We start from the raw sequence: 25,328 nt of genomic DNA on the forward strand, positions 1-25,328 counted from the left end.
CGCCGTCGGGGAAGAGCTCGTGCGGGAGTTGGACGTAACGGCCGGTATAGCTGAGGTCGGTGTTGTAGAGGGCCAGCAGTGGGTGCTGGTAGTTCTTGCCGTCCTCCAGCGGGGCGATGATCCGGCCGTCCGCGTAGTCGATGTCGCCGATGTGGTCGGTTCCGTACTGGCTGCTGAGGGCGGCTGGGATCGCGAAGGGGTTCGAGGAGGTCTGATGGTCGCCGGAGACCGTCGTTCTGACCAGGCTGTAAGTGCCGGAGTAGTAGAAGGACGTGTTGTCCGTCGCGATGCCCTGGCCGCGCGTGAGCGCGGTGAGAGCCGTCCACCGCTGGTAGTCGGGGGTGCGCGACCAGCCGGCGGCGCTCGCCGACTGCGGCAGCAGGGCGAGCGCGACGGCCAGTCCGGTGCAGGTGAGCGCCGTGCGTGTGCGGTTCATCGACTCGGGTCTCATTCCGCTGTCAGCCGAGCAGCTTGGCGCGCAGGGATGCGATCGTGGTGTCGTCGAGCTTGAGGCCCTTGCGCAGATACGCGTCGAAGCTGCCGTACAGATGGTCGACCTCGGCGAAGGCGGCCCGCAGCCAGGACAGTTCCACTGCCTTCGCGTCTCCCGTGTACGTGTTGCTGGCGAGGAAGTCCGCCTCTACGGTGGCGCGCGGGACGCCAAGGAGCGTGAGCAGTACGGCGGTGCTCCAGCCGGTGCGGTCCTTGCCCGCGGAGCAGTGGTAGACCGTGGCGCCCTCATTGGTGGCCACAGCGGTCAGCAGGTCGTGGAAGGCGTAGTCGGCGCCCTTGAAATTGACCATGAACGGGTAGCCGATGGACTGGCCGAGGTCGGAGGAGCCCGAGAAGAGCCCGGCGGCCAGTGCGGCGGCGAGGGTGATCAGGGCCGGGTCGTGGAAGCCGATGCCGTGGCTGAGCGAGACGACGTCCGCCACCTGGTAGCGGATGCCGGGCGGGAGCGCGTCCGGATCCTCTTTGCGCTCCGAGGCGTTCCGTAGATCGACGTCGAGGGTGAGGTGCTGGGAGAGGAGCTTCTGCTGCTCGGCCGGGGTGAGCGAGGAGAGTTTGTTGGAGCGGTAGACCAGGCCCGTACGGACCCAGTGGCCGTCGGTCGTGCGATAGCCCCCGATGTCACGGAAGTTGCGTGCCGACGTGATGGACAGGGACCGTTCCGCGATGACGAGCGGTGTGCCGCTGTCGGGGGTGAGGCGGAAGTACCAGCGCTCGGCGGCGGGCAGCGTACCCGCGGGGACTGCGAGAGAGCCGGAACCGGCCGAGGTGCCGACGACCGTGCCGCCGGCGGCCGTCGGGTCGGTGACGGCCGTGACCGTCACCGACGCGCTGGGGGACGACCAGGAGAGGGTGTAGCCGCCGTCGGGGGCGAGGTGGGCCTCGGCCGCGGTGAAGGGCGCGGGAGCGGTGGCCAGGGCCGCGGCGGCAGCGGGCGGCGCCGCGGCGGCCGGGGATGCCAGGACGGGACCGGCGCCGATGAGCAGGGCCGTGGCGATCGCGGCACCGGTCAGCTTCCGTTGCGTACGCATGAAGGTGTTCCTCCGGTCAGGGCGTGGGGGCGGCGGTGCAGGGGAGTGTGCCGCAGACATCTATGACCTGCCCGGTGGTCAGGAAGGTGGCCTTCTGCTGTCGCGCGGCTGACGAGTTGCGGGGATCCGAGTGCGGGTCGTGCCCGTAAGCGGGTTCCGTGGGCGGGGTGTTGGTGACCGGCGGGCTCGGCGTGCCGCTGTCCCAGACCACCAGAGCGGAACCCTGATAGGGGAGTTGGGACGTGGTGACGGGGCGGATTCCCCAGTACGGGGTCCGGTCGGGGCTGCGGCCGGGCGTGAGTGCGGGGCTGACGATCCGGGCGCCGATCGTGCGGGCCTCGGCCTCGGCGGCGGCATTGGCCACCTGGTGGTCGCCGTACGCGATGTGCATCAGCACCTGGTGGCGGTCGGTGAGCTGAGCCGCGTAACCATTGGTCTCGCCCCGGTCCCAGACCATCTGGAACAGTTGCAGGACGACCTGCTGCCGGAGCTTGTCCGGGTAGGCGCCGTCCAGGACCTGCTGGAACGGTGCGAAGTCGGCGCTGCGGTTGAGGAGGAGGCCGTAGTTCATGCCGGTGACGCCGAGGACCCCGCGCCTGATGTCCTTCGACGCGGCGACGAGTGCGCCGCCGAGGATGCCGCCCTGGCTGTTCCCGTCGTACGAGAGCCCGTGAGCGGTGTCGAGCAGGGGGCGCCCCTCGGGCGTGCGGAACGCGGCGTCGGCGGTCAGTCCGTGGGGGTGGATCAGGTCGCGGCCGAGGAACAGGGCGTTCAGCATGCCCTGTTCGGAGCGTTCGGGGACGGTGGGGAAGCGGCTCAGGTCGGCCAGGGCGCCGAGGACGACGGGGATGTCCTCCTGGGCCATGCCGATCCAGTCGGTCGCGCAGAACGTGAAGTTGTGCTCGGCGGCCATCGCCTTGACGTTGCCCGCGCCGACTTCGTTACGGCTGCCGAGCAGTCCGTGCCCGTACAGCGAGGGGCGGGACGGCGAGGTGAAGGCGGAGCGGGGTATCTCGCAGCGGAAAAAGGCGAGTTGGGTGTTGCCGGGGAGACTGCGGGGCCGGCCGTCCCGGCCGCGGAGGAGTGTGGACCCGGGGAGTCCGCCGGGCAGTGAGAGGTAGCTGGGGACGGTGACCTGGCCGGAGACCTCACGGGCGATGCGCGGATCCTGGGCGGCGGTGAAGTCCTTCACCTCGGTGACCTTGAACTCCGGTGCTGCGGAGCCGAGTCGGCGGAAGGCGTCGTCCCGGAGGGAGAAGAGGTCACCGGTGAGGCCGCGGTCGCTGGCCACCGTGAAGTCCCAGGCGAGATAGAGCGATTTACTGCCGACACCGGAGTGCTTCAACGCGCCTAGTACGGGGGTCAGTTCGCGCTGGCGCTCGTACAGCGGGTGCGTACGGGGGAGCCGGTGGCCTGCCGCCGTCGCGAAGGCCTCCGGGGCGGTGAGCGTACGGCCGTCGGAGTCCTTGAGGGAGCGCAGGGCGACCAGATAGCGGTGGCCCTCGCGGAAGTTGCGCGCCGGGTGGATGAGCAGTGCCCGGCGGTCGGGCCGGGTGGCGTTGGAGTCCGGTTCCGCCCAGTACGGCCACCGCTCGCCCGTCGCGGCATCCGTCAGGACGATGGGGGCGTCGGCGGCCAGGGAGCGTCCGATGTCGGTCAGCGGTGCCGCTCCGGTGGCAGTCAGGTCGAGCCCCGGCACCTGCACGATCAGCGCGGACCCCGGCGAGAAACCGTCGGACCGGTTCCAGGCGGTGGGATCCGCGGGGACGCCCGCGGCGTTCCGGGGGAGCGTGGCAGGGGTGAAGGCGACCCGGCGCCCGGTGGGCGTGGAGGGGTCCGCGCGGGTGAACCAGTCGTTGGGGAACGGCAGCAGGCACTCGGCCGGGGCCAGCGGATCGCAGCCCCGAACCGCTGCGGGCGGGCCGACGGCCTGGGACGCGGTGGGCGACAGAAGTGCGGCGGCGGCGCCGAGCGCCGCCGCCGGCACGGTGAGGAGACGGAAGCGCATGGGGGTCGTCAGCCACCGATCCGGGCGCCGACGAAGGTGGCGTACGCCTGCTCGCCCAGCGCGTTGGGGTGCAGCGGCGCGGCCGGCGCGGTCGGCAGGAAGCCTTCCAGCCACTTCACGCCCGGCACCTGACAGGCGTCATGACCCTTGCTCGGGGTGCGCACGTCGACGTACTCGGCGCCATGGGCGGACGCCTGGGCGGCGATCACCCCGTTCATCCGGTCGACGCTTCCCTGCAGCCAGTCGGCGTCACTGCCGAGCACCGGCACCACGGGCCAGCAGCCGCCCCGCTTGATGTACTCCCCGTACCCCGTGACCAGCACCCGGGCCTGCGGGGAGCGCTGGTGGATCGTGTCCAGTACGACGGCGAGCTTCGGCCCCAGCGCATCGATGCGCAGCGCCTCCTGGTCGACCCCGTCCTTGATGTACGCGTCCTTGCAGTGGGCGCCGAGAGGGTTGAGCTGCAGACAGTCCTGCGCGACCCCCACCAGTCCGGCGTCATTGCCGCCGATGGTGAGCGTGACCAGGGTGGTGTCGGCGCTGAGCGCGTCGAACTGGGGCGGTGCGGTACCCGCGTCCACACCGAGCAGGGAGAGCTTCTGCGGCTGGGTCATGTCCCCGGTGTCCGCGCCGCTGCAGGTCACGTCGCGGAACGCGTCGACCTTCAGCCGGGCGGCCAGCAGATGCGCGTAATTGCGGGTGGAGCGCCCGCAGGCGAGCGGCCCGGTGATCGGCGGTACCAGCGGGCCCGATGCCATCGAGTCACCGAGCGCCACATAGACCTGCCGGCCCGCGTCGGCCGAGGCGGGCGACGCGCCGACGCCGAGGGAGGCGCCCGCCAGCGCCGCCACCCCCAGCGCGGTCCGGACCAGGCGGCGGAATCTCGGGTAAGTCTCTTTGCTGTACGGAGAGTTCACTGCGGCTCCCGGCTGCTGTCACTGCGGTGGTGGACTGTGCCGACGGCCATCTTGCAGACTCGAGTGACGCTGTTTAACTGGTGGGTAACGCAGACTTCCCCGGGGGCCGTTGTGACGCGTGACAGAGAAACCGGTCCGCCAGGGGCCGGGACGCACCTGCGGATCGGCGGCCGGCCGGTCGGTCCGTACCTCAGGGCGAGAAGCCCCGCCCTGGCCCGCCAGGTCGTCGAACGGCTCCTCGCCGAACTGCCCGTGTACGCGGGGCTGCCGCGCGAGGAGGTCGCGGGCGACATCGCCGACATCGTCCAGCACAATCTGCGGCTCTTCGCGGACGTCGTCGAACACCGTCGCCCCGCAACCGACGCCGAGCTCGACCAGCAGCGCGACTCCGCCGCCCAGCGCGCCGAGGAGGGCGTGCCGCTGGACGCCATCCTCACCGCGTACCAGCTCGGCACGGCCATGTGCTGGGAGGAGATCTCCGCGGACGCCGGCCCCGGCGACCTCGCCGACGTACAGGCTGCCGTCGCCCACATCATGGTCCTGCAAAGGCAGTTGACCTCGGCGGTGAGCGCCGCCTACCTGGAGGCCAGACAGATCCTCGACAGCCAGGAGCACGGCGGCCGGCACGCCCTGCTGGCGGCGCTGCTCACGGGCGATGGGCCCGGCCTGCTACGGGCCGGACCGCGCCCCGCTGCCCTCTATGCCGCCTTCACCTTCGCCTTCGGCGCGCATCCCGACGAGACGGAGCCGGGCCCGGGATCGCGTATCGCCACCCGCCGCAAGATCAGACGCGTGAGGGCGGCTCTCGACCGGTACGCGGGAGAGCCCGCCCTCACCGCGCTCGACGGCGAGGGCGGCACGGTACTACTGCCGGTGGCCGCAACGCCACCCTGGGACGAATTGTGCGCCCTCGTCGAAGGGGCCGCCGGATCGGCCGCCGTGCCGGTCACGGCGGCGGCCGACGTGGTCGAGCCCGCCGCCGTACCCGATGCGGTGGCGCGCACCGCGGAGATCGTGGCGGTCGTACGGTCGACAGGGCGCGGCCCGGGTCTCTACCGGCTCACGGACGTGCTCCTCGACTACCAGCTGAGCAGGCCGAGCGCGGCACGCGACGGGCTCGCGAAACTGCTCGGCCCGCTGGAGTGCAAGCCGGAACTGCTGCACACCCTGGAGACGTTCCTCGGCTGCGGACTCGACCGCAGGACGGCGGCGGCCGTCCTGCACATCCACCCGAACACGGTCGACTACCGCATCCGGCGCATCGCCGGGCTCACCGGCCTCTCACCCGCCCGTCCAGCCGACCTCCAGCACCTCAACGCGGCGCTCGTGGCGCGGCGTTCACTCACGGGCGGGCCCCAGGAGGCATCGAGGCCGGGCACTTCCTAGCCGCGCTCGGCGTTCAGCGCGTCCACCGCGCCCCGGGTGTCGCCGATGGTGGCGTAGTCGACGGCAACGAAGTTCACCGGCCTGCCGCGCTCCCGCTCACAGGCGTGGGCGCGCTCCAGCACCTGCGCCCGCGTGTTGATCTTCCCGGCGTCCAGCCTGCTGCCGCCCGCGACCGTGATGAAGTGGTTGAGCAGGAAGAGCCGCTTGCCGGTGCCCCCGCGGTGCGGGACACAGCTCAGCTCCGCCGGGCTCTGGAAGGAGAAGGGGGTCTCCATCCCGTAGCGGTAGAAGTTGCGGTACCAGGGCGCGGGCCCGTCCGCCCGCTCCGCGAAGACCACCAACCGCTTTCCGCTGTCGATCATCTTGCCCAGCGTGGGCCAGGGGCGGTCGGGGTCCTCGTCGGGTACGTACAGCAGATCCTTCAGCCCGGCCTGCTCGAAGGCGCTCGCGGTCTCCTCGCCACTGATGTCGTCCTGGACGATCAGCGTCAGGATCTCCGAGGGGTGTCCGCGCAGCCAGCTCCCGATCTGCTCCAGTGCCGGTACGAGAGGGACCGCACCGGCGCGGCAGACGGCGTGGCACAGCCAGGTCCCCTCGCGCGGCGGGTTGAACCGGTTGACGGCTGCCGCGATCTGGCGCTGCTGCTCCGGCGGAAGGTCCGAGGCACGGAGGCGTTCCGTCACCTCCGCCGGGCTCTCCCAGTGGTAGGTGTCGATCTGGAGGGCGCGCACCCCGTCGTTCAACTGGCCGACGATCAGCGGGTCCTGCAGGGGACCGATGAACTTGTCTGCGGTCGTCGACATCGCATTGTGGGAGGTGACCTGGGCGAGTTCGTCGTACGGAAGGTCGCACAGCCTGCTGCTGCCCTGGCAGATGCGCTGCCCCTGCCCGGCGAAGGCGAGAGGGACCAGGACGATCCCGGCCAGGGCGAACGCCGTCGCGCCCAGCGCTGCCCAGGCCGGCCGGCGCGGAGCGGCACCGAGCGCGTCCCGCGCGCGCAGCACCCCGGCGAGGGCGACGAGCACGGCCCCCGCCGCCACCGGGACCAGAGCGGTCAGCAGCGCGACGGTCACCACGCGGTCGACCGCGCTCCGCTGTACGTCGTCGACCAGCCGGGCGACCGAGCCGGGCCACGAAGCCGCGGGCTCGACCACCGACCCGCCCGTCGTCCACCGGGCGACCGCGATGACGATCGCGAAGAGCAGCCCGCCCGCCGCGATCGTCCAGCCGAGCAGCATCACCCGGCGCGAGCGCGACGAGGGCCCGGTCAGCCAGAGCGCCGCCAGGGCCGCGAGCCCCAGTGCGGCGGCGACAGGCTCCACCACGCCCAGCGCGAGCCGGGTGGCGGACCGCACCTGGTGCACCGTCGCCAGAGCCCCTTGCGAGGTGTCGAGGTCCGCTGTGATGTTCCAGGTGCCGCCGTCGGCCGCCTGCCGCAGCTGCGCGGCCGCGTCCTGCGTACGGCCGGAGAAGGCGGCGGGGCCGACGGCGGCCAGCGCCGTGCCCACGTCCCCGCTCCTGAGCGCCACCTCGACCTCGGGGCGCAGCGCCGCACGGTCCGACTGCGGTACGACTCTCAGCAGCGCGTCCGTCGCCGTCGCCGCCTCGTCGGGCGACAGGGCGAGCCTGGGCAGACCGGCGGGCGGGCGGCCGGCGACGACATCGCGTGCGGCCGCGTTGATCCCGTCGAGGAAGGCCGGGAAGTCGGGTTCGGTGCTCTGCTGCACCGAGGCGATCAGATCGCCGAAGTAGATCTGTGCGAGGGTTCCGACGTTCGCGCTCAGACGGCGGACGTCGACGGTCAGCCGCAGGGTGCTGTGCTCCCCCCTGAGGTAGCCGATCACCTCGGAGATCTGCTGGTCGACGAGGGCCCGCAGGGTCTCCGGCGGCAGCACGATCTTGAGGTTGGACGTGAGGATCGCCTCGGGGACGGGCAGCTGCCCCAGGAGGTTCCGGGTCACCGGTGTGATCTGCGGATCGACGAGGACCTGGTCGTACACCCGGTTCCAGGCGTGTTCGTCGTCGAGCGCGGTCCGGTAGAAACCGGCGCTGAGTACGGTGCTGCGCGCGGTGGCGGCCCCGGCCACGGCGACGATGCACAGCACGGCGAGCACGCACAGGGCCGGGCGGAGCATCCTCGAGGCAGAGGCGGGCAGGCCCATGCATTCATGCTGGGCCACCGGTGACGCGGCGGCGACCCGGGACGAGGCGCATCCGACGATTTCATGCCTACGATGACGAAATGGTGACGTACCGCCCCACGCCCGGAGTGGTGACCGACGCCCTGGCGGAGCTCCTTGAGCGGTTCGCTCCTCTGCGTGAGGGCAGCCTTGCCGACTACATCCCCCAGCTGGCCCTGGCCGACCCGGACGACTTCGGGATCGCGCTGGTGAGCATGGAGGGCCACTGCTACCAGGCGGGCAGGGCGGACGTCCCGTTCACCGTGCAGTCGGTGTCCAAGCCCTTCGTCTACGCGCTCGCGCTCTCCCGGCTCGGCCTCGAAGAGGTGACCAGGTGGGTCGGTACGGAGCCGAGCGGCGACGTGTTCAACGCCATCAGCCTGGAGCCGCGTACCGGCAGACCCGCGAACGCGATGATCAACGCGGGGGCGATCGCCACCACGGCACTGGTGCCCGGGACCACTCCGGAGGAGCGGTTCGGGCACATTCTGGACTGCCTGAGCCGGTTCGCGGGACGCTGCCTGGACGTCGACGAGGACGTGTACGCGTCGGAGGCGCGGACCGGGGACCGCAATCGCGCCCTGGCCTTCCTGCTGAGCAGTGCGGGCACGCTGCCCGGCGACCCGTCCGAGGCGGTGGACACCTACTTCCGGCAGTGCTCGGTACGGGTGACCGCGGCCGATCTCGCCGTGATGACGGCGACGCTGGCCAACAGTGGCGTCAACCCGGTGACCGGCGAGACGGTGGTGTCGGAGGAGGTCGCGGTGCAGGTGCTCGCCGTGATGGCGTCGTGCGGGATGTACGACGCCTCAGGGGACTGGCTGCTGCGGGTGGGGCTGCCGGCGAAGAGCGGGGTCTCCGGCGGCCTGGTCGCGGCCGGCCCGGCCCGGTTCGGCATCGCCGTCTTCAGCCCGCCGCTCGATGTGCACGGCAACTCGGTGCGCGGTGTGGCGGCGCTGCGGGATCTCTCCGAGCGGTTCGGTCTGCACCTCATGCGCCGCCCGGTGCAGCTCGCCCCGACCGTCGCCCCGACCGTCGTGCCGGGCACAGGGCCCGCGGACGAGGAAGTGCGCCTGGCCGCCAGGGGATTCCTGGATTTCACCGCCGCGGAGCGCCTGCTCCACGGACTGGCCCACGGCGGTCCGGAGTCCGGCGGCCGGGTGGTGCTCGACCTGACGGACGCGACCGGAGTCGATCCGTTCGCGGCGCGGCTGCTGCGGGCGGCACTGGCGCGGCTGGAGGGGAGCGGGCGGCGTACGAGTGTGGTCGGCGGTGAGGCGCTCGCCCGCGATGCGGGACCCGGATCTGCCGGATTTTCCGGATGATTCATATGTAATGCGGCATAACGAGTCAACTTTCGTGGCGTGAGTCTGCCGTCGCCGCCCGAGTGCGGTCTACCGTGGGACTTCCTGTCCTGGGGAGAGTGGTGGCAGCGTGGACACTGCTTGGAAGATCCTGGTGGTGGACGACCGCGAGGACAACCTCTTCGCAGTCGAAAGCGTGCTGCGCCATGTGGGCCGGCCGGTGATCTGTGCGCGCAGTGGGGACGAGGCGCTCAAGACCGTCATGCGCGGCGGGATCGCGGTGATCGTGCTCGATGTGATCATGCCGCAGATGGACGGTCTGGAGGTGCTCGCGTACCTCAAGAAGCTGGATCACACGAGGGATCTGCCGGTCATTCTGATGACGGGCCTGGGCCGGGACGACGATCTCGCGGCGCGTGCCTACCATCTCGGCGTCGCGGACTTTCTGGTCAAGCCCGTCGACCCCTGGGCGGTACGGGCCAAGGTCAGGGTGCTGGCGGACCTCTACGCGGACAATCAGAACCTGCGGCGGCGTCTCGACGCCGCGCAGTCCAGCGGCGCGTTTCCCGAGCCTCGGGTGCCCGTGCAGCGTGACGGTCCCGACGATCACGGCCGGGTCGTGAACGCGGCCGAGTGAGGTCACGCGGCCGGGACGGTGTGGTGGATCTGCCGGAGGAAGGCCGCGTTGGTCGGCGTACGGCGGAGCTTGTCAAGCAGCGTCTCCAGGGTCGCCTGGCTGTCCCTGGTGTGCAGGGCCCGGCGCAGTCCTCGTACGGCATTCAACTCCGCTGCAGGAAGCAGCAGTTCTTCGCGGCGGGTGCCCGAGGGAGTGATGTCGACGGCCGGGAAGATGCGCTTGTCCGCAAGGGTGCGGTCCAGGCGGAGCTCCATGTTGCCGGTGCTCTTCAGCTCCTCGAAGAAGTAGTCGTCGGCCCGGGAGCCGGTGTCGACGAGCGCCGTGGCGAGGATGGTGAGGGAGCCGGCCTCCTCGGTGTTGCGCGCGGCTCCGAACAGGCGCTTGGGGCCCTGGACGGCGGCGGCGTCGACACCGCCGCTGAGGGTGCGGCCGCCGGCCGCGGCCGCGTTGTTGTGGGCCCGGCACAGCCGGGTGAGGGAGTCGAGAAGGATCACGACGTCCTGGCCCTGCTCGACGAGGCGCTTGGCGCGCTCCACGGCGAGCTCGGCGAGGGCGATGTGCTCCTTGGCCGGCCGGTCGAAGGTGGAGGCGAGCACCTCTCCCCGTACCGAGCGGCGCATGTCGGTGACCTCCTCGGGGCGCTCGTCCAGCAGCACCACCATCAGATGGACCTCCGGGTGGTTTGCGGCGATGGAGGCGGCGAGCTGCTGAAGGAGGACCGTCTTGCCGGTCTTGGGCGGCGCGACGATCAGACCGCGCTGGCCCTTGCCGACCGGCGAGACGAGGTCGACGAGCCGGGTGGTCACTCCGCCGGCGGGGCTTTCGAGCCGGAGCCGCTGGTCGGGGTGGAGCGGGGTGAGGTCACGGAAGTGCGGCCGGCGGCGCAGCGTCTCGGGCAGTTGCCCGTTGACGCGCTCGATGTGGCTGAGCGTGCGCTGCCGTGAGCAGGAGCCCTCGACGATATCGCCGGTGCGCAGGGCGTGTTGGCGGATGAGGGCGGCGGACACCTGGGTGTCGCCGGACGTGGGGTGGTAGTTGACGGAACGGAGGAAGCCGTTCCCTTGGCGTGTGACGTCCAGGACGCCGGTGACCTGGGTCAACGGGGTCTGGACAGGCGGGTGTTCAAGGGTGGTGGTCATGATGGAGTCCTTTCGCGGACATGATGAAGGGAGTCCCGGCAGGGGGCGGTGTCAGCACGCCCCCGGACCATGGGCAGAGAGTGCCCGGGCCGGGAGAGAAGAGGTGGTGCGAGGGGCTGGATCGCCGATCGGAAAGACGGGCGCATCAGCATGGTGGAAACGAAGAAGCACCGGCGCCATCAACGTGGCGTACACAAGTGCTGTAAGCACCATAGCACGGGTCGGTGATTCATGGTGCGGGTCTACGGTGCCGGGCCGGGATCACTGGGTACGCTGAGGCCGGTGTTCACCTCCGAGGGACCCACATTCCGCGAGCTCACCGTGCAGGCGCTCTCCTCCATCGAGCGCGGCTACGACCTGCTGGCCCCCAAGTTCGATCACACCCCGTTCCGTACCCCCGACCGCTTCCTCGACGCGACCGCCGAGACCCTGGCTCCGCTGGGTCCCTTCGACGCGGGTCTCGACGTCTGCTGCGGGACGGGCGCGGGCGTCGGCATGCTGAGGTCGCTGTGCCGGGAGCGGGTCACCGGGGTCGACTTCAGCGCCGGGATGCTGGCTGCCGCGCGGGAATCCGTACAGGGTGATCAGCCGCCTGCGGTGGACTGGGTGCGGGCCGACGCGCGTGAGATGCCGTTCGACGGTGCGTTCGATCTGGCTGTGAGCTTCGGGGCGTTCGGACACTTCCTGCCCGCCGAGCGGCCCGCCGTGTTCGCCGGGGTGCACCGGGCGCTGAGGCCCGGCGGAGTCTTCGCCTTCCCCATCGGAGCGCCCCAGCCCCTGCGGTCCCCGCTCTACTGGGCGACGCTCGGCTTCGACTCGGTGATGCGGGTGCGCAACGCACTGTGGCGGCCGCCGTTCGTCATGTATTACCGGACCTTCCCGCTGCGGGGGGTGCGCGAGGACCTCGTGGAGGCCGGATTCTCCGTGCGACTGCTCCCGATGGAGGAGTTCGGGCGCCGCGCGGACGGCAGCCCCAACTGGCGGCTGCTGGTGGCGGACCGCCTCTGACGCTTGTGTTCATTTCCTGAACACACCTATCTCTACGGCAAGTTCTTCCGTCACATGTCTTGACGGAATGCTGCGGGCGACCAAGACTCACACCTCGTAACACCGTATTTACACGTGTGACCAGTTCAAGTTCTGTCCGGGTTGCGGGACCCGGATCCTTAAGCCGCGCGGGCGACGGAGCCCGCACCGCGTGCTGCGCGGCGACTCCTTCTCCGGAGGTCTCCTCGTCATGCCTGCCGCACCGAACGACGCCACACCCCGTACGAGCCGACGTGATCTCTTCAAGCAACTCGGCGGCACCGCAGCCGCTTTCGCCTTCCTGGCCGCAGCAGGTCCGCTCGCCACGGCCTCACCGGCAGTCGCGGCGGCCGCAGGGCCCGTCCGCACCTCGAACCGGGTGCGCAAGCTGCTCACCCGGCTCACCATCGACGAGAAGATATCCCTGGTCCACGGCGCGACCGACCCGCAGAGACTCGGCCAGGCCGGCTATCTGCCGGGCGTCGAGCGCCTGGGCATCCCCGAACTGCGGCTGACCGACGGACCGGCGGGTGTCAATGTCGCGAGGTCGGCGACCGGACTGCCGCCGGTCTCCACGCTCGGCGCCACCTTCAACCCCCACCTCGCCCGCGATTACGGCGCGGTCATGGGGCGCGAGGGCCGCACGCTCGGCATGGACGTCCTGCTGGCCCCGCAGATCGAGCTCTCCCGCACCCCGCTGTTCAGCCGCAACAAGGACCAGGCGGGCGAGGATCCGTACCTCAACGCACTGATCGGCGTCGCACAGGTCGAGGGCGTACAGGCGCAGGGCATGCTCGCCCAGGCCAAGCACTTCCTCGCCAACAATCAGTCCGTGGGGCAGAACGGCGACTTCACCACCGGCAAGGGCGCCTACGACTTCCGGGTCGACGACCGCACCCTCCACGAGATCTATCTCCCTGCCTGGGAAGCGGTGGTACGCGCCGGAGTCGCCTCCGTGATGGCCGCGTACAACCATCTCAACGGCCAGTGGAACTCCGAGAACAAGACCACCCTCACCGGTATCCTCCGCGGTGAACTGGGCTTCGACGGATTCGTCACCTCGGACTGGGGCGCCACCCACAGCGTCTCCATCGACGCCGGCCTCGACATGCAGATGCCCGACGCCGGCTACTTCGGCACCGCGCTCAAGGCCGCGATCGCCGCCGGCACGGTCCCGCAGGCGGCGCTCGACACCGCTGTCGGCCGCATCCTCGGCCAGTACGACGCCTTCGGAATGCTCGATTCCACCCGGGTGCACGCCCGCGGGAACGTCGACGTCGAGGCCGGGGCGCGCGTCGCCCGTGCAGTCGCCACACAGGGCGCGGTGCTGCTCGCCAATGACGGTGGCCTGCCGCTGAGCCGGACCGCGCTCCGCGATCTCGCCCTCATCGGCCCGACCGCGGCCCAGGTCGCGATATCGGCCTCGGGGGAGCGGGCGTACGGCTTCGAGGAGCGCATGGTCGGTCCGCTCGACGCCTTGCGGCGGACCGCGGGCCATGACGCGCACATCCGTTACGCGGCCGGACTCGACCTCACCGGCACGGCCGTGCCCGCCTCCGCGTTCCCCTCGGGCCTCACCCGTACGTCGGGCACGGGGGCCCAAGTCCCCGACCGTGCCGTCGACTTCACCGGCGGCAGAGCATTCGCCACCGGCTCGACCGAGACCTGGACCGGTGACTTCACTCCGCCGACCACCGGCGAGTACGCCCTGTCCGTACAGGGCTGGGGCGCCGCCCTCGGCCTGTCGCTCGACGGGACCCAGATCGTCACCGCGGCCACCTCGCGCGACAGCTTCGTCCGCAAGTGGAGCAGCATCGTGCCCACCACCGACGGGCTCGACAACGGCCGGACGTCGCTGCAGCTCACAGGTGGCAGGACGTACGCGCTGAAGATCACCGCGACCGGCTGGGCGGCGGGCACCGCGGACCGCGGCCCCGTACAGGTCCGCTTCGCCTGGGTCACCCCGGAGGAGCGTGCGGCCAACATCCGGGAGGCCGCCGCCCTGGCCCGCACGGTGCACACGCCGGTGGTGTTCGCGTACAACGGCGCGGGCGGGTCCTTCGGCGGCGCGAGCGAGACCGGCAGCCTCGCGCTCCCCGACCACCAGGACGAACTGATCGCCGCGGTGGCCGCGGCCAACCCGCGCACGGTCCTCGTCCTGAACACAGGAACCCCCAACACCATGCCCTGGCGGCGGCAGATCGGCACGATCCTGCGGGCCGGTTACGTGGGCCAGGAGGGCGGCTGGGCCACGGCCGACCTGCTGCTGGGGCGCGCAAATCCGAGCGGGCGGCTCACGGTCACGTACCCGAAGCAGCTCACCGACCACCCGGCGCACGCCCCCGGGCACCCGGAGCGCTACCTGGGCGTCAACGAGGTGGTGACGTACAGCGAAGGGATCTTCACCGGCTACCGGGGCTTCGACAAGGCAGGCACCGAGCCGCTCTTCCCCTTCGGGCACGGCCTGTCCTACACGGAGTTCGGGTACGGGCGGCTCTCCGTGCGCCGGGACGGTGACGGTCTCGCGGTGTCCTTCACGGTCACCAACCGCGGGCGCAGGTCCGGGGCCGAGGTGCCGCAGGTGTACCTGGGCGCGGCGCACGGCGCACCCGTGGAGATGGCGGTGAAGTCGCTCGCAGGCTTCGAGCGCGTCGAGCTGGACCCGGGGGAGTCCCGCCGGGTCACCGCACGCATCAGTGAGCGGCAGCTTTCGTACTGGGACACGGTGCGTGGCCGCTGGGTTCGGGCCAGGGGTGAGCGCCCGGTGTACGTGGGCGCCTCCTCGCGGGACATCCGCCTCACGGGGACGACGGGCGGGTCGCACGGGCACTGAGCCGCCGGTAGTGGCGGTGGGGGCGGATGGGTCTGCTGTGTTCCGTACGGGAACAGGCAGGCCCATCCGCCTCCCCGGGGCGCAGGACCGTGGACCAGATACCCCCTAGGGGTATAGTGTCCGGTGTCGGAAGCCACTCCGAGGAGCAGAGGGTTCGTCATGAACACCGGACTGAAGATCACCGCTTTTGCCGCCGCCGTCGCCGCCACCTTCGGCACGGCCTACGGGGTGGGCCAGGCTGTCGACCCCGTGGTCGCGACGGACCGGGGAAACAGCGCCCAGGGCGGTCACGACGCCGGTGGCGAGCACGGCGGGCATGACGGACAGGCCGCCGGCGGAGGTGCTCCGGCCACCGGGCTCAAGAGCTCGGAGGGCGGTTACACCCTGGCTCTGGACAAGCCCTCGGTCGCCGCGGGCGTGCCCGGCGAGATCCGGTTCGCCGTCAAAGGCGAGGACGGCCGCAATGTCACCGCGTACCGGCGCGAGCACGGCAAGGAGCTGCACTTCATCGTCGCCTCGCGCGATCTCACCGAATTCCGCCATCTGCACCCCGTGCGCGCCGCCGACGGCACCTGGTCGACCCCGGTGCGCCTGCCGAAGGCCGGTGCCTACCGGGTCTTCGCCGACTTCACGCCGGCGGCCGAGGGTGCCGAGGGGCACACGCTCGGCACCGGGCTCACGGTCTCGGGCGAGGCGAGCCCGGCACCCCTGCCACCCGTCCGCGCCACCGCCGGGGTCGACGGCTACCAGGTCGCTCTCTCGGGCGCCCTGCACTCGGGCCGGGCGGGAGAGCTGAGGCTGACGGTACGGAAGGACGGCAGGCCGGTCACGGATCTTCAGCCCTATCTGGGCGCGTACGGGCATCTGGTCGCCCTGCGCTCCGGGGATCTCGCCTATCTTCATGTCCACCCGAACGACGGGGGACCGGGACCCGTGGTGTCGTTCACGGCGACCGCGCCGAGTGCAGGTGTCTACCGGCTGTTCCTGGACTTCCAGCACGAGGGGAAGGTCCGTACCGCCGCATTTACGGTGCGGGCGGCGGGGTAGCAGTCGGCCGCGGGGCCCGATATCGAGGAGGCGGCCAGTGAAGACGGTGGTGGAGGTCGACGCGCTCGTCGGCGCTGCGCATGCGGGGCAGCTCGACAAGATCGGCGTCCCGTACGCCGACCATGTGCGAGCGGTCGCCGCCGGGCTGGCGCACTTCGGCCCGGACCTGGAGATGGCCGGGCTGCTGCACGACATCGTCGAGGACACGGACTGGACGGCCGGAAGACTCCGCTCCGTCGGCGTACCGGACCATGTCGTCGGCATCGTCCAAGCCGTCACCAATCAGCGAGACATGTCGTACGAGGAGAAGATCCGGCGCATCACCCGTAGCCGCGACGCCACGCTCGTCAAGATCGCCGACAACGCGCACAACAGCATCCCCGAGCGTGCTGCTCAGCTCCCGGCGGCAGAGCGTGACCGCCTTGCCGCGAAGTACCGTGCCGCGCGCGATGTCCTCTGGGCGGCGGCCGACCCTGCGCAGGTCGAATCCATCATCGCGATCGTCAACCCCGCGCTGCTGACCGAGCTCCGGGAGCGGCTGGCCGGGTGACGGCCGTGGTCCTGGCGCTTCGTCACGCGTCAGGGCCGGTGCCGAGGACGCCTTCGCCGAAGGCGGCGGCGAGCGCCTTCGCGATCACGTCGGGCAGATCGGTCCTTCCGTCGTCCTCGGACCAGCGGACCAATGCCGTGTGCATGGCGGCCAGGCAGGCGCTCGCCGCCGCTTGGGTGCGGAATGCCGTGTCGGAATCGGTGGCACCGTCCCCGAGGGCGTCGACGATCGCCTGCTGCAGCGCGTAGTTGTTGTCCAGATGCCTGGCCCGCAGGGCCGGCGTCGAGATCATGAGCCGCAGCCGGGCGAGCAGGAACTGCTCGTTCGTGGTCGGGCTGTCCCCGCTGTTCCCGCTGCCGCCACTGGTCAATGTCGTGGCCGCGTCGATGAGCGCGCTGCCGATGCGCCGGACCAGTGGCTGCGCGGCGGAGGACGCGGCGATCCGCTCGGCGACGAGCCTGGCGTGCTGGTCGACGAGGACGAGGTCCTCTTTCGTGGGGAAGTGCCGATAGACGGTCATGGGTGACACACCTGCGGCTTCGGCGACGTCGGCCACGGTCGTGGCGTCGTATCCGTGCCCGGTGAAGAGCCGTACCGCGTGCGCCTGGATCACGCGCTGCGTCTCGGCTCTCCGTTGTGCTCGCAAGGTTGAGTGCTGATCGGGCATGTGGTAGACCCTATCGTATTGGTAGTGACTACCAGATTGGTAGCGGCTAACGGTATGGGGTGGCGGACATGGGCGATCTGTCGGATCTGACGGGCAGGACGGCGCTGGTGACCGGGGCGTCGCGCGGGATAGGGCAGGCGATCGCGGTCCGGCTGGCGGCGAGGGGGGCGGTGGTCATCGTGCACTTCGGAACGGACGAGGGTGGTGCGGCGGCGACGGTCGACGAGATCGGACGTGCCGGGGGAGCGGCGTTCGCCGTCGGGGCGGAGCTGGGTGTCGACGGCGACGTCGAGACACTCTTCGCGGGAGTCGAGGCGCGCCTGGCCGGACGCCCGCTCGACATCCTCGTGAACAACGCGGCTGCCGCACCCGCAGGCCCGCTGGGTGTCACGACGCGGGCGGAGTTCGACCATCTCTTCGCCGTGAACGTGCGGGCGCCGTACTTCATCGTCCAGCGCGCATTGCCGCTGTTCCGCGACGGCGGCCGCATTGTCACGATCTCGTCAGTGGCGACCAGGATGGCGAACCCCGGCCAGACGTCCTTCGCCATGACGAAGGGGGCGGTCGAGACGATGAGCATGACTCTGGCCAACGAGCTCGGGGTGCGCGGGATCACGGTGAACGCGGTGGCCCCCGGGGCCACCCGTACGGCGACCAACGGTTCGTACTTCGAGGCGCCGGGCCTGGCCGAGTTCATCGCGGGGACGACGGCGCTCGATCGGCTGGGCGCGCCCGACGATGTCGCCGACGTGGTCGCGTTCCTCGCCTCCGACGCTGCGCGCTGGATCACCGGCCAAGTGATCGACGCAAGCGGTGGCCTGTTCCTCGGTCCGCGCGTCTGAGGCCGGAGCCGGTTGGTGCCGAGTGGCGCCACTCGGTGCCATTTCGCGCTGCAGAGGTGCATGGGCGTGCGTGGCGCGCCATGGTCGCTCAGCTGAGTGCCACGTGTCTTCGCAGGTCAGAGTGGTCGAACCGGATGCCGACGGCGAGGATGTCGCCGTATGGCTTGCAAGTGGCACCACTGTGGTGCCATCATGACGTCATGGACCTCACTCCGTATATCGACAAGCTCCGCCGCGAACTCGCGGTGGCCGCCGAAGCCGGCGGTGACGAAGCCCGTGAGCTGGCGGAGAGGCTCACCGCTCCACTGGGGTCGGCGACCCGGCTGGCCATGCTCAATGTGCTCTCCGCCGCGACGGACGAGATCACCCGCGAGCTCGCCCCCGGCTCGGTCGATGTACGGCTGCGCGGGCTCGACCCCGACTTCGTGGTGACGCTGCCGCCCACCGACGGCGGCGCCCGCGAGGAGCCGGCTCCGCCCACCGAATCGCTCAAGACCTCGGCCCCGGCCGACGGCGACGAGGGTGGCACCGCCCGCGTCAACCTGCGTCTGCCGACCCACCTCAAGTCCCGTGCCGAGGAGGCCGCGGCCCGCGAGGGTCTGTCGGTCAACGCGTGGCTGGTGCGCGCCGTGTCGGCCGCGGTCGACGGTGACATCCGGCCGCGTACGCCGGAGAGGGCCCAGACCCTCGGGCAGAGCTTTACGGGCTGGGTGCGCTAGCCGCACTCCCGCCCCTCGCACCACTTCACCCACACCACGTCCCACCAGCGGGGACGCCCTGTAGACCCAAGAGGACGGGACAGCCATGCCTACTTTCGACACTCCCGAACCGATCTCGGCCACGACATACGTGGAGGCCGGTTCCATCGGGTTCAGCGCGGGCGACCGCCTCGACACCGTCGTCGAGGTGCGGCCCCGCGACCCGAAGCGGGACCAGGACGTACGAGCGGCCGACCAGACCCAGGTGACGTACGCCGGCGGCGCACTGACTGTCAGGACGCCCAAGCCCAATCTGTTCGGCCGCACCGGCACGGTCGATGTGACGGTCGAACTGCCCACGGGCTCGCGCATCGACATGACCGGCGCCTGGGCCCAGGTGCTCGGTGAGGGCCGGCTCGGCGAGGTCCGCGTGAAGACCTCGTCCGGCGATGTCCGCCTCGACACGACCGGCCCGCTGTAGCTGATCGCGTCGCACGGCTCGATCACCGTGGACCGGGTGGAGGGCAGGGCCGAGATCACCACCAGCTCCGGCAGTCTGCGCGTCGGCCTCGTCGACGGTCCGGCCGTCCTGAAGAACTCGCACGGCACCACGACCGTCGGCGCCGCGACCGGCGAGCTGCGGGTGCGTGGCGCAAACGGAGACATCGAGATCCGGCGCGCCGAGGGCTCGGTCACCGCCGTCACCTCTCACGGCACCCTGCGCGTAGACGAAGTGGCCCGCGGCACCGTCCAGTTGGAGACCTCGTACGGCGCCATCCAGGTCGGCGTCCGCGAGGGCACGGCCGCCTGGCTCGATGTCCACTCGGGCTCCGGGCAGGTGCGCAACACGCTCACCGCGTCCGAGACCCCGGGGAAGACCGAGGACACCGTCGAGGTCCGCGCCCGCACCCGGTACGGCAACATCGACATCCGCCGCGCCAAGGTCTGACCCCGGAAGCGCCCGTCTCGACTCGCTCACCCCGCCAGCCACTTCATCCCCCCGAACGGGAGGGCCCCATGCCTTCTTCTGTCATGCCCATGTCTATCAAGCACGACGGTCACCCGTCGCCTGCCGCCGTCTCCGCCGTCGGTCTGCGCAAGTCGTACGGCGACAAGACCGTCCTCGACGGCGTCGATCTGCGCATCCCGGCCGGGTCGGTGTTCGCGCTGCTCGGGCCGAACGGCGCCGGGAAGACCACCGCCGTGAAGATCCTCTCCACGCTCATCACCGCCGACGGCGGGCAGGTCCAGGTAGCAGGCCACGACCTGGCCGTCGCCCCGCAGGCCGTACGGGCGGCGATCGGTGTCACCGGACAGTTCTCTGCGGTCGACGGGCTGATCACCGGCGAGGAGAACATGCTCCTCATGGCGGACCTGCACCACCTGTCCAAGCGTGAGGGGCGGCGCGTCACCGCCGAGCTGCTGGAGCGCTTCGACCTCGTCGACGCTGCCAATAAGCCTGCCTCCAGCTACTCCGGCGGTATGAAGCGCCGCCTCGATCTCGCGATGACGCTGGTCGGAGGCCCGCGGATCATCTTTCTGGACGAGCCGACCACCGGACTCGACCCGCGCTCCCGCCACAACATGTGGCAGATCATCCGCGAGCTCGTCGCCGACGGCGTGACCGTCTTCCTCACCACCCAGTACCTGGAAGAGGCCGACGAACTCGCCGACCGCATCGCCGTACTCAACGACGGGAAGATCGCCGCCGAGGGGACGGCGGACGAGCTGAAACGGCTCATCCCCGGCGGACACGTCCGGCTCCGGTTCGACGACCCTGCCTCCTACCAGTCCGCCGCGGTCGCCCTGCGCGAAGTCACCAGGGACGACGAGGCGCTGGCCCTGACCATCCCCAGCGGCGGCAGCCAGCGCGAACTGCGTTCCATCCTCGACTGGCTGGATGCCTGCGACATCGCGGCGGACGAACTGACCGTGCACACCCCCGACCTCGACGACGTGTTCTTCGCCCTGACCGGCAGCACCGACGTCCCCGCCCAGCCCAAGGAGACCGTCCGATGAGCTCCCTTTCCCTCGCGGTGCGCGACTCGTCCACGATGCTGCGGCGAAATCTGCTGCACGCGCGGCGCTACCCGTCCCTGACGCTCAATCTGCTGCTCACGCCGGTCATGCTGTTGCTGCTCTTCGTCTACATCTTCGGAGATGTGATGAGCGCCGGCATCGGGGGCGGCGGGGCGGACCGGTCCGACTACATCGCGTATCTCGTCCCCGGCATCCTGATGCTGACCATCGGCGGCACCACCATCGGCAGCGCGGTATCCGTCTCCAGCGACATGAACGAGGGGATCATCGCCCGCTTCCGTACGCTGGCGATCCACCGCGGTTCCGTGCTCATCGGGCACGTCGTGGGCAGCGTGCTCCAGTGCATCGCCAGCGTGGTCCTCGTCGGCGCCGTCGCCGTGGCCATCGGCTTCCGGTCGACGGACGCCACCGCTCTGGAGTGGATCCTGGCGCTGGGGCTGTTGACGCTCGTAGCCCTGGCGCTGACCTGGATCGCGGTCGGGATGGGCCTGTCCAGCCCGAACGCCGAGGCGGCAAGTAACAGCGCCATGCCGCTGATGATCCTGCCGCTCATCTCCAGCGCCTTCGTACCGGTCGACGCGATGCCGGGCTGGTTCCAGCCGATTGCCGAGTACCAGCCGTTCACTCCGGCCATCGAGACCCTGCGCGGGCTGCTGCTCGGCACCGAGATCGGCAACAACGGGTGGCTGGCCGTCGTCTGGTGCCTTGGGCTGGCCGTGCTCGGCTACTTCTGGTCCAGGTCACTGTTCGACCGCGACCCGGAGTAGCGCCGGTTTCTCGGGGGTACTGTCCTGCCCGCACCCCGCCGCGCACCCTTCGCAGAGATCGGCGTGCGCGGCGCTGCAGGGGGGCCGTTTCGGTTACGACTTGGGCGGGTCCTGCTCTGATCCCAGCTGCTGCTTGAGCTTTTCCTGGGCGGTGTCGACCTGGCTGCTGTATTTGCCCTGGGTCTTCTCGTCCACGAAGTCGCCGGCCTTGTCGATTCCCTGGCCCGCCTTGTCCTCGTGGCCCTTGAGCATCTGCTTGAGCTTGTCCAACATGGCCATGGTGCTCCTCCTAGAACAGCCCCCACACCACAGGATCCCCCCTTTCCCCGCCACTCCGCATCCGGGGCGATCCTCCCGGGGGCGGGCGCTGTCCGACACATAGGGTGTGAATATGTTCAATTCGAAGCGAATCAAGCCAGAGGACTCCTGGCGGGGCGCCATCGTCGACAAGAGCCGCAACATTCCCGACGGCTCGAACATGTACCACTACATCAAAGTGGAACTGACCGAGGGCCAGACCAAGAAGTTCCGCGTCGACAAGGCGCTCTGGGAGACGCTGGAGGTCGGCGATCGTCTCATCAAGCAGCCCGGCAACGCCGCCCCCACAAAGCAGTAGGTCAATGCCGCCGACACCGATGCAGTCGCCCGTGTTGGTGCCTGGGCCGATCCCACCTGCGGCTACGCCCCGCGAGAACCAGCGAGTGGCTCCGGGATGCGCCAAGTCGGACCGCGACCCGGAGTAGCGCCCGTTTCCCGGGGTATCGGTCAGTCGCACACTGGCGGTACATATCCCTGCCGAAAGAGGCGATCATGGAGATCTCGGGCCTTCTCAGTGCGATTGTGATCGGCGTCGTCATCGGCGTACTGGGACGGCTCGTCGTCCCGGGGCGTCAGCGGATCGGCATCCTGTGGACGATCCTGATCGGCATCGTGGCGGCGCTGATCGGCAGCGTCATCGCGCATGCCACCGGCGTCGACGACACGAACGGTGTCGACTGGATCGAGTGGCTGATCCAGATCGGGCTCGCCGCACTCGGCGTCGCCGGTCTCGACCGCGCCAAGTCGCGCTGACAGCAGACAGAGAAGAAAACAGGCGACTGACCGTCAGGGGCCGTCAGTACGACGGCCCCTGACAGGGGTTCAGACAATGCCCTCCGCGATCTCGGTCTGCTCGCGGTCCGATCCGTAGGCGGCCGGGGTGCTGTACCTGTTCCGGGCGACGTACCACCAGATGCTGGCCAGTACGAGTACGGCCGCCAGCGCGATCACCGCGTAGTTCATCGAGTCGATGTTCACCGGTGACTTCTGGGGGAGGCAGAAGAGCACGGTGACCAGGGCCACCCACACCACGGCCACCCAGCCGATCGGCTTGCTCCAGCGGCCCAGGTTCCAGGGGCCGGGCTGGAAACGGTCGCCGGCGCGCAGCTTCAGATAGATCGGGATGGCGTACGCGGGCGTGATGCCGATGACGTTGATGGCGGTCACCGCGCCGTACGCGGTCGCCGAGTACAGCGACGGCAGGGCGAGCACGCCGGCGAAACCGACCGAGAGCCAGACCGCGTTGACCGGTGTCTGGGTGCGGCTGCTGACCTTGCGCCACAGCTTGGAGCCCGGCAGTGCGTTGTCGCGGCTGAAGGCGAAGACCATCCGGCTCGCCGCGGCCACCTCGGCGTTGCCGCAGAAGAGCTGCGCCACGATGACGACCAGCAGCAGGGCGGTGGCGCCGCCGGTGCCGAGTGCGTCGATGAAGATCTGGGCCGGCGGGACACCGGTGTCGCTGTTCTGGGTGCCGGCGTAGTTCTGGATGGCGAAGGTCAGCCCGGCGAGGAGGACGAAGCCGGCGATCCAGGAGACCCAGATGGAGCGGACGATGCCCTTGGCCGCCGACACCGAGGCGTTGGACGTCTCCTCCGACAGGTGGGCCGAGGCGTCGTAACCGCAGAAGGTGTACTGGGCCAGCAGGAGGCCGATCGCGGCCACGTACAGCGGGTTCGACCAGCCGGTGTCGTTGGCGAAGTGGGTGAAGACGAACGACGCCGACTGGTGGTGGTCGGGGACGATGGCCAGGACGCCGACGATCACCGCGACACCTGCCAGGTGCCACCACACGCTGATCGAGTTGAGCACGCTGACCAGCTGTACGCCGAAGAGGTTCAGCACGGCGTGCAGCAGCAGGATGCCCATGAAGATGAGCATGGTCGAGCCGGGTGTGGGGACGAATCCGAACTGCAGGTTAAGGAAGGCGCCCGTGAACAGGGCCGCGCCGTAGTCGATTCCGGCGATCGCGCCCAGCAGCCCGAGCAGATTCAGCCAGCCGGTGTACCAGCCCCAGCGGCGGCCGCCGAGCCGGTCGGCCATGTAGTAGAGCGCCCCCGACGTGGGGTACGCGCTGGTGACCTCGGCCAGTGCCAGGCCGACGAACAGCACGAACAAGCCGACGCCCGCCCAGCCCCACAGCATCACGGCGGGACCGCCGGTGCCGAGCCCGAATCCGTACAGCGTCATGCATCCCGAGAGCACGGATATGACGGAGAAACTTATCGCGAAGTTGCCGAAACTGCCCATACGGCGGGCCAGGACGGGCTGGTAGCCGAGTTCCCGCAGGCGCGCTTCCTCGTCCTGCTGCGGTGGGTTACCGGTACCGGTGCTCGACCAGGTGGTGGTACGCGACACGGAAGTGCCTCCAGGGGTGAGGGACGGGGACGGTGGTGGTTCAGTTCTGGGGGCCGGGACCCGGACCGCGGGGAGCGGACATGCAGCGGGCGCGCGCCTGGACGTACGTCTCCGCGGCCAGGTCCGGATCGCCGGGGTCGTGGGTACGGTGAGACCAGGGGGCGGGGGTGAAGTACGGGCCGAGCGCGTCGAACACCCGTACCGCGTCCGGGAATTGGAGCGATCCCCACAGGGCGTGCGCCAGATGGCTGAGGTCGAGCAGCGAGTTGGCGGCCGGCGGCGAGCGGTCGAACCAGCCGTGCAGGGCACGCAGCGTCTCCCGGGTGGCGTCCTCCGCGACCCAGTGCAGGTCGAGGGCCTTCTCGCGGCCGCCCTCCCTGAGGTACCGCTCGACCCGTACGTACAGAGGCAGCACCAGGAGCGCGGAGCCCTCGGGCGCCTGGGCGGCTGCCCAATGGACGAAACCGACCGCTTCTGACAGATGCCCACCAGGTCTGCGCGCGTAGGTGAACTGCAGCATGCGGTGGTAGGCCTCGCGGTTGTACGGGTCACGCTTGTCGGCCTCGGCCAGCAGACCCCAGGGGCCGGGGAACAGCATCTGCTCCGGGGGTGCCTGCCGGTGCTCCTCCCACTGCTGCCGCTCGTCGAGCTGCGACAGCGCCAGCTGGCACACCCACGGCACAGGGTCCTGGGGCGTCGCCTCGGCGGCGATCTGGCACGCCTGCCAGGCCTCGCGCCACAGGCTGTCCGTACTCCGGTGGCCCGCGCGGTGGGCGCGCAGGGTCCGTTCCACCAGGACCCGGGTGTGCATGACGGCGGCGTCGGCGCTGCGCGGCTCCTCGCTCCGCCACATCTGCACCACGTCCGTGCCCGCGGCCGCGGCCGCCAGGACCTGGGTGCGCTGCGTCCACAGTGACCAGCCGGGGGTGTCGGCGAGCAGATCGCGCATGGACCGCCAGCGGCCGGTCCTGAGATCCTGAAGCGCGTTGCGCAATCCGTCGTCGTGGCCGGCCGGGTGATACACCGGACGTGCTAACACCTGGCTCCTTTGGGGGAAGAGCGATAGAGGCGGA

Annotated in this window: 23 protein-coding genes and 1 pseudogene; 14 read left to right on the plus strand and 10 right to left on the minus strand. The window is 70.4% G+C overall.

Annotated features, from left to right (window positions below; genetic code table 11):
* The 4 genes from J0695_RS00870 to J0695_RS00885 form a co-directional block, all read right to left on the minus strand.
* On the minus strand, nt 1–436 hold a 436-nt coding region (locus J0695_RS00870; protein WP_206959084.1), incomplete at its 3' end, for a hypothetical protein.
* A gap of 22 nt (nt 437–458) precedes the next feature.
* Nucleotides 459–1,541, minus strand: coding sequence for a tyrosine-protein phosphatase (locus tag J0695_RS00875; protein ID WP_206959086.1), 1,083 nt, complete (start codon nt 1,539–1,541; stop codon nt 459–461).
* Between the two features lie 16 nt (nt 1,542–1,557).
* Nucleotides 1,558–3,549 carry a hypothetical protein gene (locus tag J0695_RS00880; protein WP_206959088.1) on the minus strand — a complete coding sequence of 664 codons (1,992 nt, stop codon included), beginning with the start codon at nt 3,547–3,549 and terminating at the stop codon, nt 1,558–1,560.
* 8 nt (nt 3,550–3,557) lie between these two features.
* Nucleotides 3,558–4,466, minus strand: coding sequence for an SGNH/GDSL hydrolase family protein (locus J0695_RS00885; RefSeq protein ID WP_206959090.1), 909 nt, complete (start codon nt 4,464–4,466; stop codon nt 3,558–3,560).
* 111 nt (nt 4,467–4,577) lie between these two features.
* On the opposite strand from J0695_RS00885, the gene J0695_RS00890 reads away from it, so the two are divergent.
* Entirely contained in the window at nt 4,578–5,852 is a 1,275-nt protein-coding gene (locus J0695_RS00890) for a PucR family transcriptional regulator (RefSeq protein WP_372445677.1), read from the plus strand.
* On the opposite strand, the gene J0695_RS00895 is transcribed toward J0695_RS00890, so the two are convergent.
* Nucleotides 5,849–8,014 carry a PI-PLC domain-containing protein gene (locus tag J0695_RS00895; RefSeq protein WP_206959091.1) on the minus strand — a complete coding sequence of 722 codons (2,166 nt, stop codon included), beginning with the start codon at nt 8,012–8,014 and terminating at the stop codon, nt 5,849–5,851. The two genes, J0695_RS00890 and J0695_RS00895, sit on opposite strands and share 4 nt — an antisense overlap.
* Nucleotides 8,015–8,094: 80 nt before the next feature.
* Between J0695_RS00895 and glsA the strand changes: the two genes are divergently transcribed.
* Both glsA and J0695_RS00905 read left to right on the plus strand, forming a co-directional pair.
* On the plus strand, nt 8,095–9,357 hold the full coding sequence (glsA, locus tag J0695_RS00900) for a glutaminase A (RefSeq protein ID WP_206959093.1): 1,263 nt from the start codon (nt 8,095–8,097) through the stop codon (nt 9,355–9,357).
* A gap of 109 nt (nt 9,358–9,466) precedes the next feature.
* The gene (locus J0695_RS00905) at nt 9,467–9,973 is read left to right on the plus strand and encodes a response regulator (RefSeq protein ID WP_206959095.1); all 507 of its coding nucleotides are present in this window, start codon (nt 9,467–9,469) and stop codon (nt 9,971–9,973) included.
* A 2-nt stretch (nt 9,974–9,975) separates the two neighbouring features.
* Here J0695_RS00905 and rho read toward each other — a convergent pair whose 3' ends face one another.
* Nucleotides 9,976–11,115 (minus strand): transcription termination factor Rho, encoded by a 1,140-nt coding sequence (gene rho, locus J0695_RS00910; protein WP_206959268.1) that lies wholly within the window; start codon nt 11,113–11,115, stop codon nt 9,976–9,978.
* 279 nt (nt 11,116–11,394) lie between these two features.
* Here rho and J0695_RS00915 point away from each other — a divergent pair, with 279 nt between their 5' ends.
* The 4 genes from J0695_RS00915 (at nt 11,395) to J0695_RS00930 (ending at nt 16,568) form a co-directional block, all read left to right on the plus strand.
* Complete coding sequence (locus J0695_RS00915; RefSeq protein ID WP_206959096.1) at nt 11,395–12,120, plus strand: class I SAM-dependent methyltransferase; 726 nt, start codon at nt 11,395–11,397, stop codon at nt 12,118–12,120.
* Nucleotides 12,121–12,349: 229 nt separating this feature from the next.
* Entirely contained in the window at nt 12,350–14,971 is a 2,622-nt protein-coding gene (locus J0695_RS00920; RefSeq protein ID WP_206959098.1) for a glycoside hydrolase family 3 protein, read from the plus strand.
* Between the two features lie 159 nt (nt 14,972–15,130).
* Entirely contained in the window at nt 15,131–16,018 is an 888-nt protein-coding gene (locus J0695_RS00925; RefSeq protein WP_206959099.1) for a DUF8832 domain-containing protein, read from the plus strand.
* 37 nt (nt 16,019–16,055) lie between these two features.
* Entirely contained in the window at nt 16,056–16,568 is a 513-nt protein-coding gene (locus J0695_RS00930; RefSeq protein WP_206959101.1) for an HD domain-containing protein, read from the plus strand.
* A gap of 22 nt (nt 16,569–16,590) precedes the next feature.
* On the opposite strand, the gene J0695_RS00935 is transcribed toward J0695_RS00930, so the two are convergent.
* Nucleotides 16,591–17,181, minus strand: coding sequence for a TetR/AcrR family transcriptional regulator (locus J0695_RS00935; RefSeq protein WP_307798336.1), 591 nt, complete (start codon nt 17,179–17,181; stop codon nt 16,591–16,593).
* Between the two features lie 131 nt (nt 17,182–17,312).
* Here J0695_RS00935 and J0695_RS00940 point away from each other — a divergent pair, with 131 nt between their 5' ends.
* The 5 genes and pseudogenes from J0695_RS00940 (at nt 17,313) to J0695_RS00960 (ending at nt 21,582) form a co-directional block, all read left to right on the plus strand.
* Nucleotides 17,313–18,077, plus strand: coding sequence for an SDR family NAD(P)-dependent oxidoreductase (locus J0695_RS00940; protein WP_372445679.1), 765 nt, complete (start codon nt 17,313–17,315; stop codon nt 18,075–18,077).
* Nucleotides 18,078–18,277: 200 nt separating this feature from the next.
* Nucleotides 18,278–18,796: a toxin-antitoxin system HicB family antitoxin gene (locus tag J0695_RS00945; protein ID WP_206959107.1), complete on the plus strand. Its 519-nt coding sequence runs from the start codon at nt 18,278–18,280 to the stop codon at nt 18,794–18,796.
* Nucleotides 18,797–18,881: 85 nt separating this feature from the next.
* Nucleotides 18,882–19,724: pseudogene (locus J0695_RS00950) on the plus strand (DUF4097 family beta strand repeat-containing protein).
* A 68-nt stretch (nt 19,725–19,792) separates the two neighbouring features.
* Nucleotides 19,793–20,794, plus strand: a complete 1,002-nt coding sequence (locus J0695_RS00955) for an ATP-binding cassette domain-containing protein (RefSeq protein ID WP_206959119.1) — start codon at nt 19,793–19,795, stop codon at nt 20,792–20,794.
* Nucleotides 20,791–21,582, plus strand: coding sequence for an ABC transporter permease (locus J0695_RS00960; protein ID WP_206959122.1), 792 nt, complete (start codon nt 20,791–20,793; stop codon nt 21,580–21,582). The genes J0695_RS00955 and J0695_RS00960 overlap by 4 nt, the downstream gene beginning before the upstream one ends.
* A gap of 93 nt (nt 21,583–21,675) precedes the next feature.
* Here J0695_RS00960 and J0695_RS00965 read toward each other — a convergent pair whose 3' ends face one another.
* Complete coding sequence (locus J0695_RS00965) at nt 21,676–21,861, minus strand: antitoxin (RefSeq protein ID WP_206959124.1); 186 nt, start codon at nt 21,859–21,861, stop codon at nt 21,676–21,678.
* Nucleotides 21,862–21,973: 112 nt separating this feature from the next.
* Between J0695_RS00965 and J0695_RS00970 the strand changes: the two genes are divergently transcribed.
* Entirely contained in the window at nt 21,974–22,198 is a 225-nt protein-coding gene (locus tag J0695_RS00970) for a DUF7489 domain-containing protein (RefSeq protein WP_206959127.1), read from the plus strand.
* Nucleotides 22,199–22,392: 194 nt separating this feature from the next.
* The gene (locus J0695_RS00975) at nt 22,393–22,653 is read left to right on the plus strand and encodes a GlsB/YeaQ/YmgE family stress response membrane protein (RefSeq protein WP_206959130.1); all 261 of its coding nucleotides are present in this window, start codon (nt 22,393–22,395) and stop codon (nt 22,651–22,653) included.
* A 69-nt stretch (nt 22,654–22,722) separates the two neighbouring features.
* Here J0695_RS00975 and J0695_RS00980 read toward each other — a convergent pair whose 3' ends face one another.
* Together J0695_RS00980 and J0695_RS00985 are read right to left on the minus strand one after the other, a co-directional pair.
* Complete coding sequence (locus tag J0695_RS00980) at nt 22,723–24,147, minus strand: amino acid permease (RefSeq protein WP_206959269.1); 1,425 nt, start codon at nt 24,145–24,147, stop codon at nt 22,723–22,725.
* 148 nt (nt 24,148–24,295) lie between these two features.
* Nucleotides 24,296–25,294: a hypothetical protein gene (locus J0695_RS00985; protein ID WP_206959132.1), complete on the minus strand. Its 999-nt coding sequence runs from the start codon at nt 25,292–25,294 to the stop codon at nt 24,296–24,298.
* Between the last annotated feature and the right edge of the window lie 34 nt (nt 25,295–25,328).

The organism is Streptomyces beijiangensis, assembly GCF_017315755.1.
In the GTDB taxonomy this organism is placed as follows: Bacteria; Actinomycetota; Actinomycetes; order Streptomycetales; family Streptomycetaceae; genus Streptomyces; species Streptomyces beijiangensis.